We start from the raw sequence: 18,885 nt of genomic DNA on the forward strand, positions 1-18,885 counted from the left end.
AATAAAGTAGTTAACATTAAATTTTAATATATTATGGCATTTCAATTAGAAGCGTTACCATACGCATCAGACGCATTAGAACCACATATTGATAAGGATACCATGGAAATTCACCATGATAGACATCATCAAGCATACGTTGACAATCTCAATAAAGCAATAGCGGGTACCGATGCTGAAAACTTGTCATTGGAGGACATTGTGAAAAATGTTTCTAAATATAGCCCAGCAGTGCGTAACAATGGCGGTGGACACTTTAACCACGATTTGTTTTGGAGCATATTGGGAGCGAATACCGGTGGTCAACCTACGGGTGAATTGGCGGAGGCTATCGATGCTACTTTCGGTTCATTTGACGAATTGAAGAAAAAGCTTCAAGAAGCAGGCGCTGGACGCTTTGGTTCGGGATGGTCATGGTTGATTGTAGGCGCTGATGGCAAATTGGCTGTAACTTCGACTCCAAATCAAGATAATCCGCTTATGGATGTGGCGGAAGTAAAAGGTACTCCTATCTTGGGAATAGATGTTTGGGAGCACGCATATTATTTGAAGTATCAAAATAAGCGACCGGCATACTTGGAAGCTATTTTCAATGTTATTAACTGGGACGCTGTTGCGGAACGTTATGCTGCTGCAAAAAATTAATTTCGCTATAGTGCGATAGCTAAATATAAGCGATGGACGATGACGTCCATCGCTTTTTTTGTATAAATCATTTTAATTTTATTTGATGATCTAACCGATATTGGAAAAGTTTAAACGGATTTTCTCCAATCTCTTGAGGTCGACTTGTTAAGGCTTATTAATCAGTGCTTTTTGCTTAATTTTATGAAAAAATAGAAGGTTAAATATCAGATTTTCTGATTAAAAATTGTTACTATGTTAAAAGGATTTTTTAATGTTCCGGTTCCAGTCAATGAACCTGTTTATACATACGCTGTTGGTACCAAAGAGCGCAAACTCTTAAGGGCGGCCATTGACGAGGCTCGTGCTCAACAGATTGATGTTCCCATGTTTATCGGTGGAAAGGAGATTCGGACAGACAAGAAGGTGACACTAACACCTCCTCATGATCATCAACATGTTTTGGGGACTTATAGCGAAGGAACCAAGCAACACGTTACGGATGCGATTCATGCAGCCCTATCTGCGAAAGCCTATTGGGAGAACTTGGCATGGGAAGATAGGGCAGCGATATTCCTGAAAGCGGCGGATTTGATTGCTGGCAAATATCGCTACAAACTGAATGCTGCTACCATGTTGGGGCAGTCTAAGAATCCTTATCAAGCAGAGATTGATTCGGCTTGTGAAATTGTCGACTTCCTCCGCTTCAATGTACAATATATGAGTGAAATCTACGCACAGCAACCACCAGTGTCCGGAAAAGGTGTCTGGAATCGCTTGGAACAACGACCATTGGAGGGATTCGTGTTTGCTTTGACGCCATTTAATTTTACGGCTATTGCGGGTAATCTGCCTTCTTGTGTGGCGATGATGGGTAACGTAGTGGTATGGAAACCGTCTAATACACAGATTTATTCTGCAAATGTATTGATGGAGATTTTTAGAGAGGCTGGTTTACCAGATGGGGTTATTAATTTGGTGTTTGTTTCTGGGCCTGATGCGGGGGATGTAATTTTTAAACATCCTGATTTTGCAGGTATTCACTTTACAGGATCGACTGGTGTGTTTCAAAATATTTGGAAGACAATTGGTGAGAATATTCATTTGTATAAAACTTATCCGAGAATTGTTGGTGAAACCGGAGGTAAGGATTTTATCTTGGTGCACCCGTCTGCTGATGTCAAGGTGGCCAATACGGCTATCGTGAGAGGGTCTTTTGAATATCAAGGTCAAAAGTGTTCAGCAGCATCGCGCGTTTATATTCCACAGTCTTTGTGGCCGACGCTTAAATCGTCTATAGTTAAGGATGTTCAATCATTCACGATTGGTGGCACAGAGGATTTTTCTAATTTCATCAATGCTGTAATTGACGAAAAATCATTTGACAAATTGGCGAAGTATATAGACCGTGCGAAAGCGTCAAACGAAGCTGAGATTATTGTGGGCGGTACTTATGATAAGTCGAAGGGATATTTCATCCATCCAACGGTAATAGTGGCATCCAAGCCGGATTATGAGACTATGTCTGAGGAATTGTTTGGCCCAGTATTGACTGTTTATGTTTATGAAGATGCAAAATGGGAAGAAACGCTTGAGATAGTCGATAAGACATCTATTTATGCTTTGACAGGTGCTGTGATTGCTCAAGATCGCTATGCGATTACGCAAGCGACTCATGCGCTGCGTAATGCTGCGGGTAATTTTTACGTAAATGATAAGTGTACCGGAGCGGTAGTTGGCCAACAACCATTCGGGGGGGCTAGAGGCTCGGGAACGAATGATAAAGCCGGATCGATGATTAATTTGTTGCGTTGGGTTTCTCCTCGTACTATTAAGGAGACGTTCCATCCAGATACGGATTATAGATATCCATTTTTAGAAAAAGGAGAATAGAGCTAGGTATTTAAAATAAAAAAGGGACAATTTGTCCCTTTTTTATTTTAAATGAGAGGTATCGACTTTTATGCCTTATGATATGGATATTATTTAAGAGATATCTCTACATATAGGGGGAGATGGTCGGACGCATAGGGTTCATCGATGACCGTATGGTTGCCAAACTGTACATTGCTTCTCTTATTGACCATTATGAAATCAATTTCTCGATTGGGGTTGACCTCTGGAATCGTAAACCCATTAGGAATGCTACTTCTTTTAAAGAGACCCTCCAATGTTTTGATTGGCTGTGAGTCGGGTTGGGCATTGAGGTCACCGACAAGGATTACTAGATCTTTTGTGTTTTTGAAATGATCAACGATAAACTGAGTTTGTGCGATTCGATTTTCGTTTTTGAGATCAAGGTGCGTGTTCGCAAAATAAATGATTTTTTTGGAAGGTAATTTTATTTTAGCAATTCCGAGGCTCCGCATCTCACTCTTTACGGGCATAGGGAGATAGTGGTGCTCTGTGTTTTCAATAGGATATTTAGATAGTATAGCTGTTCCATATTCGCCTTTTTCTAGGTCGATTCCTTTTGAAAAGAAGTAGTATTTCATCCCGGTAAGTTCGGCAAGCTTTTTGGCTTGATCGGTATGTTCTGATCGGCTTACGTTTATATCGACTTCCTGGAGTCCTACTATATCAGCATTCGAGTTTTTGATGACGGCTGCTATCGCATTCAGATCAATAACGTTTGCCTTGCTAGGTGGATTGGCGTGATGGATATTGTAAGATAGGATTTTTAGCGTGGATTGCCCTTGTGAATCAAAGGCCATAAGTAGTAAAAATAGAAATAGAATCAGTTGTTTTTTCATTGAAATAGTTGCTTTGTACTTCGTGGACTTACGAAGTGGTTATTAGAATCTAAGGTTGTAATAGTTTGCATATGTTCGATGCACATTGTTTCATTAAATAAATATAGCCATTCCTTTGGAATGGCTATAAACATACATTATAAAATTGTAGTGACAATTATTCTCCGATAGGAAGTACGGTTTCTACTCCTGTAACCTCTGCGCGAATTTTAGCTTCGAGCTCATCCATTAAATCTGGATTATCTAATAATAAGGTTTTGACCGCATCACGTCCTTGACCAAGTTTGGTATCTCCATAGCTAAACCAAGAACCTGCTTTTTTGATGATGTTGTACTCAACGCCTAAATCAATGATTTCTCCGACTTTAGAAATACCTTCTCCAAACATAATATCAAATTCGGCAATACGAAAGGGTGGGGCTACTTTGTTTTTGACAATCTTGACTTTTACACGGTTGCCAGATACTTCGTCTGAATCTTTAATCTGAGAGGTACGACGTATATCCAGGCGTACAGATGCGTAAAATTTTAAGGCATTACCACCAGTTGTGGTTTCAGGATTTCCAAACATGACACCGATTTTTTCCCGTAATTGGTTAATGAATATACAGCAGCAATTTGTTTTAGAGATTGTTCCTGTCAGTTTTCGCAATGCTTGGGACATTAAGCGGGCTTGAAGTCCCATTTTAGAATCTCCCATTTCGCCTTCAATTTCGCCTTTAGGTACCAATGCAGCTACAGAGTCAATTACAATTACATCAATAGCACCTGAACGAATTAAATTGTCCGCAATTTCTAGTCCTTGCTCGCCATTATCTGGTTGGGATATCAAAAGATTCTCTACATCAACTCCGAGTTTTTGCGCGTAGTATTTGTCAAAAGCATGTTCCGCATCTATAATAGCTGCAATTCCACCCTTTTTTTGAGCTTCAGCAACAATATGGGTAGCTAAGGTAGTTTTACCAGAAGATTCGGGTCCGTATATTTCGATGATACGTCCTTTTGGAACACCTCCAATGCCTAATGCAATATCTAAGCCCAATGAGCCTGTGGAGATAGATTCTATTGGTTCAACAGCTGAATCTCCCAATTTCATGATGGCTCCTTTACCATATGATTTTTCTAATTTATCTAAAGTAAGCTGTAGGGCTTTTAGTTTATCTGAATTGCTCATATTTTTAGTAATTATAGTTCAAAAATACAGATTAAAATGAAATCTACAAATTTATTTTGCTAATTTTATTAGTTGTTGTTTATTTGCGCTCCGTTTTAAGCTTAGGACGAGTTATTTTCTGCTTCAAAAAGTTAGTCTCGTAATATTTACACATGTATGTAATTGGACAAATTTCACATTTTGGGGTACGTGCTAAGCAAATGTATCGGCCATGTAGTATCAGCCAATGATGAGCTACAGCAATGGTTTCTTCGGGCAAGTATTTGACCAATTGTTTTTCTACAGCCAAGGGGGTAGTAGCTCTACTAGTTAAACCTAATCGGTTGCTCACTCTAAATACGTGTGTATCTACGGCCATGGCAGGTCTGTTGTATACCACTGATGAGATGACATTTGCAGTTTTTCGACCAACTCCTGGGAGCTTTACTAAGTCTTCAATTGTTTCAGGAACGTGCCCATTGAAATTTTCGACCAACATTTTTGCCATGCCAACTAAATGTTTGGCTTTGTTATTTGGATAACTGACCGAGCGTATGTATGCGAAGACCTCATCTATGGACGCTTCCGCTAGTGCTTCAACAACTGGAAAGCGCTCAAATAGCGCTGGCGTGATTTGATTAATTCTTTTATCCGTGCATTGGGCGGATAGGATTACAGCTACTAATAGCTCAAAGGGATTACTATAATTTAATTCGGTTTGGGCATCAGGATTATGAGTGGAAAAATACTCTACAAATGCACGGTATCGATCTTTCTTTAGCATAATCAAAGATACGAAACCAAAGTTGAAGGAGAAAAAACTAAGGCTCGATGATATCATCGAGCCTTGTTGTTGTAGAGTACTTATTTGCTTTTCAATGATTTTGAATAAGCCAAAATATTGTCAATTGTCGTTTTGTTGGGATTTTTCGACAAATTTTGTAGACTTGATTTTAACTTAATCTCAAATATCTCGTCGTGGCTTTTGGCCTGGTCTTGATTTTTGAGTACATAAGCATCTACTTTAGTTTTTGTAAAGTTTTCGACCATAAGCTAATCTAATTTTGTTTGTTATCAACTTCTTATCAAACGTAAGATAGGTAGCTTATAGTATTTTATCACAAAAAATTATTTTTTTGTTTTTGACATATATTTATCGGCTTCTACAACGGCTTGGTAAGCATTCACTATTCCTCCTGTAACACTGATTTCGTCCAGGTATACTTTTCTATTACTGCCATCTTCTCCTTTTACTTTTATCTTTTTGTCCACTTTGATTACAGATTTTAGAATGATGTCCTTGGTTTCTTTTGCTGTCAACTGTGGATAATATGAACGGATTAAAGCTGCTAACCCGGCGACCACAGGAGATGCCATGCTGGTGCCTTGTTCTTCTTTGTATTTGGAATCGGGTACGGTGGAATAAATCTGTACTCCTGGAGCAAATACGTCTACAGTCTTGTAGCCGTAGTTGGAAAAGTCAGCTACAAGATCATCATCTTGATAAAGACCACTAGCACCTACCGTAATCCACGCATCGGCTTCACCTTGAATAGCATCTAAACTGTCAGTAAAGTATTTCGTCGGGTAGTTCTTGTGTATGTCGACGTCTTGGCCATCGTTACCAGCAGCGTGTACTAACAATACATCTTTGGATAGGGCAAACTTAATCGCTTCATCTACAGCTTTTTTGTTGTAGGCATAGCTTTTCCCGAAACTCATGTTGATGACCTTTGCTCCATTTTCCGCTGCATATCGGATGGAATTGGCTACATCCTTATCTCTCTCATCCCCATTAGGAACAGTTCTTAGTGCCATAATTTGCACATGATCTGCTACCCCATTGATGCCGATTCCATTATTACGTTTTGCGCCTATTATTCCTGCCACATGCGTTCCGTGAAGTGCATCTGGGCCTGTCACGTCTGGATTTCCGTAATAGCGCTCGTTTGCGTCTTCATAGTTGTCTCCAATAATATATCTAGGGTCGAACTCCTTGTTTAAATGATAGTTTATTTGATCCCCGAAATAGATGTTTGCATCTGCAATTTGGCTATAGAACTTTCCAACTGATTTTTCTTCTTGGATACCTTTTTTTGCAATCCGGATGGCCATTTTCTCCTGATCAGTAGTCGTCTGATAGTTTTCGATGTCGGCAAGGGTTAATGCCGAGGTATCTTTTCCAATCTTTATGAAGATATTGTCCAACTGTTCCTTAAGTTTACCATAGTTGAGTTGGCCGAATTGCGCTTCTTCAAGTTTACGGGCATACTCGCTTACCATCCCTTGGTAAGCAACGAACTCTCTTCTTTCGGCGGCACTTAATGGCGTGCTGGGAAGGACGGAGATATATTTAGGTTCGAATTTCCTAATTTGGCGGGTCAATTCGAGGTTGTCTTGGTTGACATTCTCTCCATTGGCATTCCCAATGAAATTCCAACCGTGCTTGTCATTGACATACCCATTTTTGTCGTTATCCTTGCCATTATCGTTGTTGTCGTTCGTATTTGTCCAGAGCACATCTTTTAAGTCCTCATGTTGGACATCTACTCCTCCGTCAATGACAGCTACTATTATAGGAGTTGCTTTTCGGCCTTTTAGTAAAGTATTGTATGCTTTTTCCGTGCTAATCCCCATCACTCCGTCTTGTTGAAAATCAAGATTAAACCAGTTTTGCGGAGCTTTTTTATCTTTTTGGGCAAATGATAGCGAAGGTAAAAGTCCTAGTGCTAATATAAATGCTAATTTACTTAATCTCATTCTTGCTGCTTAATGTTTTATTTAAAATTGATGTATAAGCAAATATAGGGCAATAATCTAAAGCAAACTGTTAATTTATTCTAAATCGCTAAAATTTTCGCCTATCTTTAATGAATTTTCATTGAGAAAGGGAGTAAATGCTTTTTTATTGTGGAATTGCTAATCTTGACGCTAAATTATGAGTAAATTAATTTTGTGGGCTGCTGGAGTATTCACTATGGCGTCCTGTTCTTCAAATAATACAATGTTGGAAAATAAAGCAGTAACATGGCCTGACCTGACTCCACCAGTTGCGGATGTAAAGGCACACGAGCGGATTATCCATGGGGATACCGTAGTCGATAATTATTATTGGATGATTGACTATTTCAAAAAGGGTCCAGATTCGTCCAACGTCGTCCAATATCTAGAAGCGGAGAATGCTTACACCTCAGGCATGATGAAAGATACCGAACCCTTTCAGAAGCGACTTTTTGATGAGCTGAAAGGACGGATTAAGGAAGCTGATGAGTCGGTGCCATACTTAAAAAATGGATATTACTATTATACACGGACAGAGGAAGGAAAGCAGTATTATAAATATTGTCGTAAGAAGGGAAGTCTTGATGGGGTAGAGGAGGTCTTGCTAGATGTTGATGCTATGGCTGAGGGACACGCTTACTATGCCATCAGTGGTCTGTCTATAAGTCCAGACAATAAGCGACTGGCCTATGGGGTTGATACCATTTCTCGTAGAGAATATATAGTACACATCAAGGATTTGGAAACTGGCAAGATCTTTAGTGATCGTATCAGCAGGACCTCAGGTGGTACTACTTGGGCGAATGACAATGAAACGCTGTTTTATACATCCAAGAATCCAATCACTTTGTTGAGTGAAAAAATTAAAAGACATCGTATTGGGACCGATGAACAAGCAGATGTAACCGTATATGACGAGAAGGATAATACAAATTATATTGGAGTAAGTAAGTCGAAAAATGGAGAGTTCATCCTGATTTATTCAGGAGGGACGCTTTCTTCTGAAGTTTACATTTTAAATGCTAATGATCCAAATGGAACATTCAAGGTTTTTCAACCTCGTGTAAAAGATGTGCTTTACTCGGTGGTGGCTTTGGAAAATAAATTTTTGATTGTTACAAATGATGGCGCGACGAACTTTAAAGTGATGGAATGTCCTCTTGACCGTACAGGAAAGGAAAATTGGAAAGAATTCATCCCCCATCGTACAGATGTGTTGGTGAGTGATATCGACGAGTTTAGGGATTTTATTGTTATTTCGGAGCGAAAGAATGGACTTACTCAGCTGGCTGTTCGTAGTTTGAAAGATGGAAACCAGCATTACCTAGATTTTGGAGAAGCCGCGTATACGGTGTATCCAAGTACGAATGTAGAATATAATTTGGATGTGGTTCGATATGGCTATACTTCTTTGGTGACACCCTCATCGACATATGAGTATAATATGGATACGCACGATAAGAAGCTTCTTAAACAGCAGCCTGTCTTAGGTGGATATGAGATTAAGGATTATGCAACGGAGCGAGTATTTGCAAAAGCGCAAGATGGGACTTCTATTCCTATTTCGATTGTTTATAAAAAAGGGATAGAGCGTGACGGTAGGTCTCCTTTATTGCTGTATGCCTATGGATCATATGGAGCATCTATGGACCCATCTTTTTCGTCTACAAGATTAAGCCTTTTGGATCGTGGTTTTGTTTATGCCATCGCTCATATTCGGGGTGGAGAGGAAATGGGAAGACAATGGTATGAGGATGGAAAAATGATGAAAAAGAAAAATACATTTACCGATTTCATTGACTGTGGACAATATCTTATTGACCAACAATATACAGCTAAAGGTCGCCTATATGCAAAGGGAGGGAGTGCTGGTGGGCTATTGATGGGAGCTGTAGTCAACATGGCTCCAGACATGTGGCATGGTGTAATCGCAAATGTTCCATTTGTAGATGTGGTCAATACTATGCTTGATGAAACAATCCCATTAACTACAAATGAATATGATGAATGGGGTAATCCGAATGGTAAAGAGGCATATCAGTATATGAAGAGTTATTCTCCTTACGAAAATGTAGAAGCAAAGGACTACCCCAATATGCTGGTCACGACTGGTCTGCATGATAGCCAAGTCCAATACTTCGAGCCAGCGAAATGGGTAGCAAAATTACGTGTAATGAAGACCGACAAAAATGTACTACTACTCAAAACGGATATGGACTACGGCCATGGTGGTGCGTCAGGAAGATTTGATTACCTAAAGGAGATTGCTTTGGAATATGCTTTTCTATTTAAATTAGAACATATTGATAAATAAAAAAATGGGACTATTTGTCCCATTTTTTTATTTATTGTGAAGACTATCCAGCTTCTCTTCCCGTTCAATTTCTCGAGAGTCTATCTGATGTTGACGATAGTTGTCCATTGCAACCTTACTGGCCTTTTGTGAGACTATGATTCCGATGATGGCTATTATTGTCACAATGGTAATCCCCCACACGTATTTTTTTTTGTCTTGCTTGACGAGCCAGTACATGACAAAAATATAAGGCACTGCAAAAAATAAGTAAAAGATTATACTGGGCGTATCCATTTCGCTATGTTCTATAAGTTCGCTCCAAAAATACCTAAAATTAACCACTTACAAAATCCATAAATCTTTTACGGTCTTATGATGACATCAAATTGACCTGTGGATGCTTTTTTGAGTGAATGTTTTAGTAATAGAAAGGTTATAAATATTAGACGAAAAAATAGCAATTTCGTAAAAACTGGAGCGCAAGAGTGGTGGTAGGTAGTAGTCTGAAAATCAATAAATTCTTAAGTTATCATGAATGCGTAAGAATTTGTGTTTTTTTCAAAAAAACGAAGAGTTTCTTGCATAAAAGAAAAAAATAATTTTATACATTTGCGCAGTCGATATACATGGACGTCTATAACAAAAAAATGAAGATACATCAAATAGGACATATTTCTTTTTCGCAACCTTTTGAGAGGTTTGTGGGAAGGTGTGCTTATTCTTCGTTGCAAATGGAACGTCCGTTTATCCGCTTCCGACGACCCATACTGCCTCGAGCTTGATAAAGAGGCAGGCCACTTCCAAAAAATAAGAAGATTTTCCTGCTCGGAGATCCGATTTTTCAATCCTTTAGTTTATATATTTTTTAACAAAACTAACATTCAGTTGTTGTTTTATTATTTGGGGTCGTATAAATAGATGACTATTTCAGATTTTTTGATTATTCCGGCAAAGCCCGAACATACACAGTACGCAGAGACTATCTGCGATGAGATGTTTGAATCTGCAAAAGCACGCGGTACAGGTATAGCGCGTCGTAAACCGGAATATGTAGCGAAGAAAATGATAGAGGGAAAAGCTGTCATTGCCTTACATAAAGATGGTAGATGGGCAGGATTTTGTTATATTGAGACATGGGGGCACGAAAACTATGTGGCCAATTCGGGATTGATTGTGAACCCTGACTTTAGAAAAGTAGGACTGGCTAAAGCTATTAAGAAAAGAGTCTTTGAATTGTCTAGAGAAAAATACCCTCACGCCAAGATATTTGGACTTACTACGGGACTCGCAGTCATGAAGATTAATTCTGACTTGGGCTACGAGCCTGTGACCTATTCGGAGTTAACAACTGATGATGAATTTTGGAAGGGATGTCAGAGCTGTGTTAATTATGATATATTGATTAGCAAAGAGCGTAAGAATTGTATGTGTACTGCCATGCTTTGGGATCCAGTTGAAAAGGAAAAGGAACTAAAGGAAAAGATCCAACGAAAGCTTGAAGCTAAGGAACGGTTAGAGCGGATTGCGAAGAAGCAATCACTATTGAAACGTATTGAAGCCAAGTTGTGGAAATCGACAAAAAAGATAGTACTGACCTTTTTTCCTCAACCTCGTAAGGCGGCAAAGGGATTTTAGCCTATTTGTTGTCAACCCTCGGTGGGATTGACTACCTTTAAAATCAGTGAAGGTAATTTACGAGCCTTTGGAGACAAACCATAATGAATAAACAAACCGAGTGTAACGGGCTCATTTATACAATTTGGGCTTATACTCATAAATAAATATATTCCAATGAAAAAAGTAGTTTTAGCATTTAGTGGAGGATTGGATACTTCATTTTGTTGTATTTATCTTACTCAAGATTTAGGTTTAGAAGTTCACTCTGTGATTGTAAATACAGGTGGTTTTTCGAAAGATGAATTGGATCAAATTGAAAAACGCGCTTATGAATTAGGTGTTAAATCTCATGCTGTTGTTGACGAAACAGAGAACTACTATCGTGATAGCATTAAATATTTGATCTTTGGGAATGTACTTAAAAATGCTACCTACCCCTTGTCAGTATCCGCGGAACGTGTATGCCAAGCTACTGCAATTGCCAACTACGCAAAGAAAATTGGGGCTGAATGTGTGGCACATGGATCGACTGGAGCAGGTAATGATCAGGTACGGTTTGATATGATTTTTAATACTTTGATTCCTGGAGTGGAAATCATTACCCCAATCCGAGATTTAAAGCTTAGTAGAGAAGCTGAAATTGAATACTTAAGTCAGCATGGAGTGGAATATTCTGCAGAAAAGGCTAAGTATTCAATTAATAAGGGCATTTGGGGTACGTCTGTTGGAGGAGCAGAGACGTTGACTTCCAATCAGTATTTACCAGAATCAGCTTGGCCTACAGCAGCAACTTCTACAAATACCCGGAAAATTACGATTGATTTCGAAAATGGAGAGCCTGTAGCATTGGATGGAAATAAAATTGGTGCTGTGAGGGTTATTCAGGAACTGCAAGCTATTGCGCAACCTTATGGCATAGGTAGGGACATCCATGTTGGGGATACCATCATTGGTATAAAGGGACGTGTGGGGTTCGAAGCTGCTGCACCTGTGATTTTGATTAAGGCACATCATACCTTGGAAAAACATACGTTGACTAAGTGGCAATTGGCTTGGAAGGATCAAATTGCTGGTTTCTATGGTAACTATATGCATGAAGGGCAGATGCATGATCCTGTCATGAGAGATATCGAAGCTTTTTTAGCGAGTTCTCAAGGTACTGTGAACGGACGTGTATATGTAGAACTTAACCCTTATCGTTTTACTATACTGGGAATAGATTCAGATAATGATTTGATGTCAAATAAATTTGGTACCTACGGTGAGATGAATAATGGTTGGACTGGTGATGATGTTAAGGGGTTTTCTAAAATTTTTGGAAATCAGACTCTTATTTGGCATAAAGTAAATACTAAAGACTAGTTATTTGATTAAGGTTGAATTTTTCGAATGAAGACCGTAAAACGACACATGATTGGTAAGTAATATATTGGTCTGTATCTGTTTAAAATTTCATTTTTTATCATAGAGATGACTTTGAATTTTAATGTTAAAAATATTTATAGATGAAAGAAATTAAAGTTGGTATAGTGGGATCAGCCGGTTATACAGGAGGTGAGCTGCTTCGTGTGTTGATCTACCATCCTAAAGTCGAGATTGTTTTTACACAGAGTGCGTCTAATGCAGGTAATAAAGTCTATGATGTGCATAATGACCTATTTGGCGATACAGAGCTCATTTTTTCTTCAGATATTTGCGATGACATTGATGTCTTATTTTTGTGTGTGGGGCATGGTGATGCTCGGAAATTCCTAGAGACAAATATTATTGCTGAACATGTGAAAATTGTCGACTTGTCTCAAGATTACCGATTAAAAGCCAATACCGAGTATCAAAGCCGGAATTTTGTTTACGGACTTCCAGAGCTGAATCGTGAAGCCATCAAAGCTGCACACTATATTGCGAATCCAGGTTGCTTCGCTACTAACATCCAATTAGCACTATTGCCTTTGGCTGCGGATGGAAAGCTTTCAGAACAAATCCACGTGCATGCCACGACAGGCTCTACAGGCGCTGGCCAAAAGCCAGGGCCGACTACCCACTTTTCGTGGAGAAATAATAACCTATCTGCCTATAAATCCTTTGAACATCAACATCTACAAGAGATCTCGGAGTCATTGGATCAATTGCAAGATGGGTTTTTGCCAGATATCCCTGGTACTCTTTTAGAGAGGGCCGCGCAGAGAATAAATTTTATCCCGCAAAGAGGAGATTTTACACGAGGTATATTTTCAGCTATTTATGTTGATTTTCAGGGGGATGAAGCGGACGCTTATCAGTTGTATGAATCGTATTACGGCACCCATCCTTTTACAATAGTTAGTCATAAAAATATTGATCTGAAACAGGTAGTGAACACCAATAAAAGCATTATTCACTTAGAGAAGCATGGAGATAAATTGCTGATTTTGAATGCTACTGACAATCTATTGAAAGGTGCATCTGGTCAAGCCGTACAAAATATGAACCTACTATTCGGTTTAGATGAACGTGAGGGTTTGAGATTGAAGTCTGTAGGGTTTTAATCTATAGCAAAGAAGGGACTTAAAACTAATTTTAAGTCCCTTCTCTCTTTTTTTGAGTATATCGGACTATTTTTCTAATAATTTGATATCTCTTTCTACTGACACGTTGTCTCCAGTAACGGCATTGCCATCTTTGTCAACAAGTGTCAATTTAATCTTCGCATCTCCAAGAGGTAGTCCTTTAATCTCATATGGAGTCCATTGGTCCAATTTAAATTCTTGGCCGTTTACTGTTGCGACAACTTTGTTCCCGTCAGCTGCAATAGCTGTATTTACCAAATAGAAGTCTAGCAATAAATTTTTAGTATCTTCTCCTTTGTATTCTCCTTTTGGACGGCTGTAGAATAAGCTCGCTTCAGTAGGTGTTGGAAGTTCAGTCAATTTGCCCGTTCCATCCACTTTGAATTTAACGAGCTTATAAGCATCAGCAGCTTTAATAGATTCGTGGTACGAACGTGATAGGAATGAAAGTAAATAGTGCTCAGAGTTCAACGCAACCGTCACTGAATTCTCAGGCTTATACAATGCTGCATATGGCTTATTATCCAAGATGAAATGAATGTGCTGGCCGTCATGGGAGTTGGCGAGATGGTCAGCGTGCTCATGCGCTGTCTGCTCTGTCAGTTTGAAATTATTGACGGTGTACTTCACTGTTACTTTCGCGGAGTCTGTTCCTACTTTTTCAGATGTAAGTGAGGCTATTTTTAATTCAGCTCCCGGAAAATCTTTGGAGTGAGCGATAGGAGTGACTGTTATTGAGGAAGTAGTGGAAGAGTCTGAAATTGCTGTTGAATCTCCGCTCTCGTCCCCTGTTGTTTTGGCTGGATTATTACATGAAGCTATGGTTGCGCCAACGGCCAAAATAGCTAATGCTGCTTTCCATGATTGTTTTTTCATTTTAGTGTATTTATAATTAAAGATTTGATTGAATTTATGTAAGACCGAAATCCTATTGTTCTATAACGCTAAATGTATAGAATTGTTTCGATTTAATCTATTTTTTATACTTTTTAGTATGCAATTATGAAGGCCCTATTGGCTAAAAACTACATCTAAGCTTTCGAAAATTGCCTTCTTTGCTTTTTCAAGATCTTGTGCGGTGTGTGCGGCAGAGATAAAGCCAACTTCATACCCCGATGGACCAAAATAAACACCTCTATTTAACAATTCACGATGCATGATTTTGTATTTTTCCATCGACTTATGGTCGATTTGATCAGCGCGAGTGATATTCGTGTTTGGACTAAATGCAAACCAAAAGATCGATCCCACAAGTTGTATCTGCAGTTCATAGTTTTTAGATAGTACGTACTCGCGGATTTCAGAGATGAATTTTTCTGTAACCTGGGCGAGATTCTTGTAAAAATCGGGTTGCGACAATATGCCCAATGCTGCAATTCCTGCGGACATCGCTACCGGATTGCCCGACAATGTACCTGCTTGGTATACATTCCCGTCCGGAGATATACAGGCCATGAGCTCTTTAGAACTTCCATATGCACCTACAGGCATTCCACCACCGATGATTTTTCCATAAGTAATAATATCAGGCTGAATATTGTAATGTGCTGCTGCACCTTCAAATCCAAGTCGGAAACCGGTAATGACCTCGTCAAATATTAAAAGTGTTCCATTTTCTTTTGTAATCTGACGAAGGAAATCGATGTATTCTTTAGACTGGATGAGTAGACCATTGTTAGCGGGTATGCCCTCAATTATAACGGCTGCAATTTGATCTCTAAATTGACTGAACACGGTTTGCAGTGCCTCTGGGTCATTCAATGCAATGACGATAGTTTCTTCTGCAAAAGATTTGGGTACACCTGCTGATGATGTTTCGCCAAAGGTTACCAAACCTGAGCCAGCTTTTACTAATAGTGAATCGGAGTGACCGTGATAGCACCCCTCGAATTTGATAATCTTATCTCTTTTGGTGTAGCCGCGAGCCAATCGAATTGCCGACATGACGGCTTCTGTACCTGAACTTACAAAACGAATTTTCTCCATGTAATTGTTATTGGACAGAATGAGGTCGGCAAGGTCATTTTCCAGTGCTGTTGGGGCTCCAAAACTCAATCCTTTCTCCAATTGACTGGCGACGGCGTTACGTACCTCAGCATTGTTATGTCCTAAAATAAGGGGTCCCCAGGAACAACAAAAATCAATGAATTCATTCCCGTCAGCATCCCATAAATGGGCTTTATCGCCACGCTCGATGAATAGAGGAGATCCATATACGGATTTGAAAGCTCTTACTGGAGAATTGACCCCGCCGGGAAAATATTGTTTTGCTTTTTCAAATAGTTCTTTAGATTTTTCCCTTGAAATATCAGGATAGAATGTGTTGCTCATAGTTGTCGTTGTTATCGCTCCAAAATTATCTATTTATTTGCGAATAACCACTTTTGATTAGAACTATGAGGTTAGATTGACAATAAGAAGTTGATTGGACATAAAATAAATATGCCCGAAACATGTGTTCGGGCATATGGATTATTTTAACCAACCTTTTTCCAGTACTTCTTTGGAATGATAGGTTAGGATTGCAGTTGCCCCCGCTCTTCTGAAACTTAGCAATGTTTCCATTATGGAGCGTTCTTCATCTAACCAACCGTTTTGAGCAGCGGCCTTCAGCATCGCATACTCACCGCTCACATTATATGCTGCAATAGGTAAATCAAAGTTGTCTGCCAATAACTTGATGATATCCAAATAAGGGAGACCGGGCTTGACCATCAAGAAATCTGCGCCTTCTTCGGCATCTAGTTGTGCTTCAATCAGAGCTTCTCTTGAATTGGCGGGATTCATCTGGTAGGTTTTTTTATCACCATGCTTTGGTGCCGACCCTAAAGCATCGCGGAATGGACCATAGAATGCGGAAGCATATTTGGCGGTATAGGACATTAGAGAGACCTCGGTAAAACCATTTTTATCAAGTATATTGCGAATGTATCCAATTCGACCATCCATCATATCTGATGGCGCGATAATATCTGCACCCGCCTGCGCATGAGCTAACGCCATTTTACCTAATACATCCAGGGTTTCATCGTTCAATATCCTGCCACTTTCAACGATTCCGTCGTGTCCATCGCTACTGTAGGGGTCCATCGCGACATCTGTCACTACGCACGCCTCTGGAAAATTTTTCTTTACTTCTTCGATGGCACGCGTGTATAGATTTCCGCTTCGGTAACTTTCGGTTGCATACTTATCCTTTAAGGCTTCTTCTATATTAGGGAAGAGATCAAAAGATTTTAAGCCTAGAGCTAAGCAACTTTCGACTTCACGTAAAAGATTATCAATCGAATATCGATAGATGCCAGGCATCGAAGAAACTTCAGTTTTCTGGTTTTTCCCCTCTACTATAAATAAAGGAAAGATTAAATTAGACGCGTCTAAACGTGTCTCTTGAATCATGTCGCGAATCACGGCAGATTTACGATTTCTTCTAGGACGTTGTAACATGTTGTTTTGATATTAGATAAGGGCGTATAAATGGGAGCAATCCCTTTTACACTACCTTTTAATTGCTTTTTTGAATGTTAGTACTTCAATCCGAACACCGCCTCTGCAAGGCCTATTTCATCTGGAGAATAAGGAGTGACGTAGGGTAACCCCATTTCCTCAATCTTGGCACCGGTTGACTTTCCTATTGATATGATTTGTTGCCCAGGTTCGATGAGGTTATCATTGAAATAAGCCTCTACATTGCTTGGGCTAGTAAAGATCAGGACATCGGCAGCAGAGGCTGCTACGTCTTCTTCCAGTACTGTCTCGTAAACAGGCATGTCGATTATTTTCGTGCCTGCGGTCATCGCTTTTTGAATGGTTTCTAACGAACCTTTAGCTCTAGGAAACAATACGGTCTGTCCATCGGCAATCTTTGCAAATTCGTGGCCGATTTCATCGGTATGTATACCGAAGTCATCACCTGAAAAATCTGCTATACGATCATACTTGCGTAAAGCTTCTTCAGAGCCTCTGCCTACGACACCTATTTTAGTGTGTTTGCGGAGTTGGGGCTCCAAAGCAAAGAAATGATCAATTCCATTCTTGCTAGCAAAGAATACCCAGTCTACATGTTTAAGGATGAATGGGTCTAATTTGTTGATAACAGGATATATTCGTATTAATGAACGAGCGTCGATGACGATATTATGTTTGGCCAATGCACGGGCAAAATAGGTGTTTTCATCAATATCCCTAGAAATGAATACTGACCCTGGAAGTTTTCGGTCTTTAGCAAATTTCGCAAAAATCTCTTCGGCCATTCCATCAGTTGTATCCCTTTGGATATACAGACGGTCAGGGAATTCATCGCTGGTATCGGCTACTGATGTCCAAGCTTCATACTTGTTGTCAACTTTGCGGCAATAGCAGCCTAGAGGGGCGTGACAGCCAGCATCAAATAGATTAAGTACTTTTCTTTCAACTGCTATGACCTCTGCTACAGCAGCATCATGGATTGCTTGCAATGTTTGGAAGAGCTCTTGGTCGTTTTCTCGGATTTGAATTGCCAATACTCCTTGAGCTGGTGCTGGAATGATTTCTACTGGTGGAATCTCTTCTACATGAAATTCTGAAAGATCCATTTCAATGCGCTCTATGCCCGCTTTTGCTAATACAATCGCATCATAGTTCTCATCTCTCAACTTTTGAATACGTGTTTGAAGATTGCCTCTCAAGTCGTCAAACTCTAAATCTGGACGTAGAGAGAGCAATTGAGCTTTTCTTCGGTTGGAGGAAGTGCCTACCGTAGCGTTATGTTTTAAGGACAGACGCTTTTTGATATCAACACAGTCTTTTAGTACAATTAATAGTTCGGCAGGATTTTCGCGCTCGGACACTGCTGCTATAATTAACCCAGGAGGATTTACAGTAGGGAGGTCTTTATGTGAATGAACAGCGAGGTCAATGGTTCCGGAAAGCAATTCTTCCTCTAACTCTTTTGTGAAGAATCCCTTTCCTTCTAATTTGTCAAGTCTCAGGTGTTGTATGATATCACCTTGGGTTTTGATTACTTTTAAGTCGGCTTCGATGCCTACGTCGGCAAGTCTATCTTTGATATGGTTAGCTTGCCACATTGCAAGAGCGCTTCCGCGGGTTCCAATGATTAATTTTCTGTTCACGTTA

At 39.6% G+C, this 18,885-nt stretch carries 15 protein-coding genes; 6 read left to right on the top strand and 9 right to left on the bottom strand.

Annotated features, from left to right (window positions below; all coding sequences use genetic code 11):
- Positions 1-33 precede the first annotated feature (33 nt).
- Positions 34-645, top strand: coding sequence for a superoxide dismutase (locus OQ289_RS03195; RefSeq protein ID WP_270089391.1), 612 nt, complete (start codon positions 34-36; stop codon positions 643-645).
- 234 nt (positions 646-879) lie between these two features.
- Positions 880-2,517, top strand: coding sequence for an L-glutamate gamma-semialdehyde dehydrogenase (gene pruA, locus OQ289_RS03200; protein ID WP_270089392.1), 1,638 nt, complete (start codon positions 880-882; stop codon positions 2,515-2,517).
- Positions 2,518-2,606: 89 nt separating this feature from the next.
- On the opposite strand, the gene OQ289_RS03205 is transcribed toward pruA, so the two are convergent.
- The 4 genes from OQ289_RS03205 to OQ289_RS03220 form a co-directional block, all read right to left on the bottom strand.
- Positions 2,607-3,377: an endonuclease/exonuclease/phosphatase family protein gene (locus OQ289_RS03205; protein ID WP_270089393.1), complete on the bottom strand. Its 771-nt coding sequence runs from the start codon at positions 3,375-3,377 to the stop codon at positions 2,607-2,609.
- Between the two features lie 157 nt (positions 3,378-3,534).
- The gene (recA, locus tag OQ289_RS03210; protein WP_033563372.1) at positions 3,535-4,551 is read right to left on the bottom strand and encodes a recombinase RecA; all 1,017 of its coding nucleotides are present in this window, start codon (positions 4,549-4,551) and stop codon (positions 3,535-3,537) included.
- 79 nt (positions 4,552-4,630) lie between these two features.
- The gene (gene nth / locus OQ289_RS03215) at positions 4,631-5,314 is read right to left on the bottom strand and encodes an endonuclease III (RefSeq protein ID WP_270090850.1); all 684 of its coding nucleotides are present in this window, start codon (positions 5,312-5,314) and stop codon (positions 4,631-4,633) included.
- A gap of 344 nt (positions 5,315-5,658) precedes the next feature.
- Complete coding sequence (locus OQ289_RS03220) at positions 5,659-7,290, bottom strand: S8 family serine peptidase (protein WP_270089394.1); 1,632 nt, start codon at positions 7,288-7,290, stop codon at positions 5,659-5,661.
- Between the two features lie 178 nt (positions 7,291-7,468).
- On the opposite strand from OQ289_RS03220, the gene OQ289_RS03225 reads away from it, so the two are divergent.
- Complete coding sequence (locus OQ289_RS03225) at positions 7,469-9,625, top strand: S9 family peptidase (RefSeq protein WP_333485568.1); 2,157 nt, start codon at positions 7,469-7,471, stop codon at positions 9,623-9,625.
- 27 nt (positions 9,626-9,652) lie between these two features.
- Here the strand turns inward: OQ289_RS03225 and OQ289_RS03230 are convergent, their stop codons facing one another.
- Positions 9,653-9,901 carry a hypothetical protein gene (locus tag OQ289_RS03230; protein ID WP_033563367.1) on the bottom strand — a complete coding sequence of 83 codons (249 nt, stop codon included), beginning with the start codon at positions 9,899-9,901 and terminating at the stop codon, positions 9,653-9,655.
- A 624-nt stretch (positions 9,902-10,525) separates the two neighbouring features.
- Here OQ289_RS03230 and OQ289_RS03235 point away from each other — a divergent pair.
- The 3 genes from OQ289_RS03235 (at position 10,526) to argC (ending at position 13,749) form a co-directional block, all read left to right on the top strand.
- Complete coding sequence (locus tag OQ289_RS03235; RefSeq protein ID WP_033563366.1) at positions 10,526-11,242, top strand: GNAT family N-acetyltransferase; 717 nt, start codon at positions 10,526-10,528, stop codon at positions 11,240-11,242.
- A gap of 156 nt (positions 11,243-11,398) precedes the next feature.
- Positions 11,399-12,586, top strand: a complete 1,188-nt coding sequence (gene argG / locus OQ289_RS03240; protein ID WP_270089395.1) for an argininosuccinate synthase — start codon at positions 11,399-11,401, stop codon at positions 12,584-12,586.
- A gap of 143 nt (positions 12,587-12,729) precedes the next feature.
- Positions 12,730-13,749, top strand: a complete 1,020-nt coding sequence (argC, locus tag OQ289_RS03245; RefSeq protein ID WP_270089396.1) for an N-acetyl-gamma-glutamyl-phosphate reductase — start codon at positions 12,730-12,732, stop codon at positions 13,747-13,749.
- A 66-nt stretch (positions 13,750-13,815) separates the two neighbouring features.
- On the opposite strand, the gene OQ289_RS03250 is transcribed toward argC, so the two are convergent.
- The 4 genes from OQ289_RS03250 to hemC form a co-directional block, all read right to left on the bottom strand.
- On the bottom strand, positions 13,816-14,646 hold the full coding sequence (locus OQ289_RS03250) for a hypothetical protein (RefSeq protein ID WP_033563363.1): 831 nt from the start codon (positions 14,644-14,646) through the stop codon (positions 13,816-13,818).
- Between the two features lie 135 nt (positions 14,647-14,781).
- Entirely contained in the window at positions 14,782-16,101 is a 1,320-nt protein-coding gene (gene hemL, locus OQ289_RS03255; RefSeq protein ID WP_270089397.1) for a glutamate-1-semialdehyde 2,1-aminomutase, read from the bottom strand.
- Between the two features lie 141 nt (positions 16,102-16,242).
- The gene (gene hemB, locus OQ289_RS03260; RefSeq protein ID WP_270089398.1) at positions 16,243-17,217 is read right to left on the bottom strand and encodes a porphobilinogen synthase; all 975 of its coding nucleotides are present in this window, start codon (positions 17,215-17,217) and stop codon (positions 16,243-16,245) included.
- A gap of 77 nt (positions 17,218-17,294) precedes the next feature.
- Entirely contained in the window at positions 17,295-18,881 is a 1,587-nt protein-coding gene (gene hemC, locus OQ289_RS03265) for a hydroxymethylbilane synthase (protein ID WP_270089399.1), read from the bottom strand.
- Positions 18,882-18,885 lie beyond the last annotated feature (4 nt).

Origin of the sequence: Sphingobacterium sp. SYP-B4668, assembly GCF_027627455.1 — a bacterium.
In the GTDB taxonomy this organism is placed as follows: Bacteria; Bacteroidota; Bacteroidia; order Sphingobacteriales; family Sphingobacteriaceae; genus Sphingobacterium.

Bases quoted from the DNA above. Each gene is read 5' to 3' on its own strand.
- OQ289_RS03225 (WP_333485568.1), top strand. From the start codon at position 7,469: ATGAGTAAATTAATTTTGTGGGCTGCTGGAGTATTCACTATGGCGTCC.
- OQ289_RS03195 (WP_270089391.1), top strand. From the start codon at position 34: ATGGCATTTCAATTAGAAGCGTTACCATACGCATCAGACGCATTAGAA.
- OQ289_RS03230 (WP_033563367.1), bottom strand. From the start codon at position 9,901: ATGGATACGCCCAGTATAATCTTTTACTTATTTTTTGCAGTGCCTTAT.
- OQ289_RS03220 (WP_270089394.1), bottom strand. From the start codon at position 7,290: ATGAGATTAAGTAAATTAGCATTTATATTAGCACTAGGACTTTTACCT.
- pruA (WP_270089392.1), top strand. From the start codon at position 880: ATGTTAAAAGGATTTTTTAATGTTCCGGTTCCAGTCAATGAACCTGTT.
- nth (WP_270090850.1), bottom strand. From the start codon at position 5,314: ATGCTAAAGAAAGATCGATACCGTGCATTTGTAGAGTATTTTTCCACT.
- hemB (WP_270089398.1), bottom strand. From the start codon at position 17,217: ATGTTACAACGTCCTAGAAGAAATCGTAAATCTGCCGTGATTCGCGAC.
- recA (WP_033563372.1), bottom strand. From the start codon at position 4,551: ATGAGCAATTCAGATAAACTAAAAGCCCTACAGCTTACTTTAGATAAA.
- hemL (WP_270089397.1), bottom strand. From the start codon at position 16,101: ATGAGCAACACATTCTATCCTGATATTTCAAGGGAAAAATCTAAAGAA.
- OQ289_RS03235 (WP_033563366.1), top strand. From the start codon at position 10,526: ATGACTATTTCAGATTTTTTGATTATTCCGGCAAAGCCCGAACATACA.
- OQ289_RS03250 (WP_033563363.1), bottom strand. From the start codon at position 14,646: ATGAAAAAACAATCATGGAAAGCAGCATTAGCTATTTTGGCCGTTGGC.
- argG (WP_270089395.1), top strand. From the start codon at position 11,399: ATGAAAAAAGTAGTTTTAGCATTTAGTGGAGGATTGGATACTTCATTT.
- argC (WP_270089396.1), top strand. From the start codon at position 12,730: ATGAAAGAAATTAAAGTTGGTATAGTGGGATCAGCCGGTTATACAGGA.
- OQ289_RS03205 (WP_270089393.1), bottom strand. From the start codon at position 3,377: ATGAAAAAACAACTGATTCTATTTCTATTTTTACTACTTATGGCCTTT.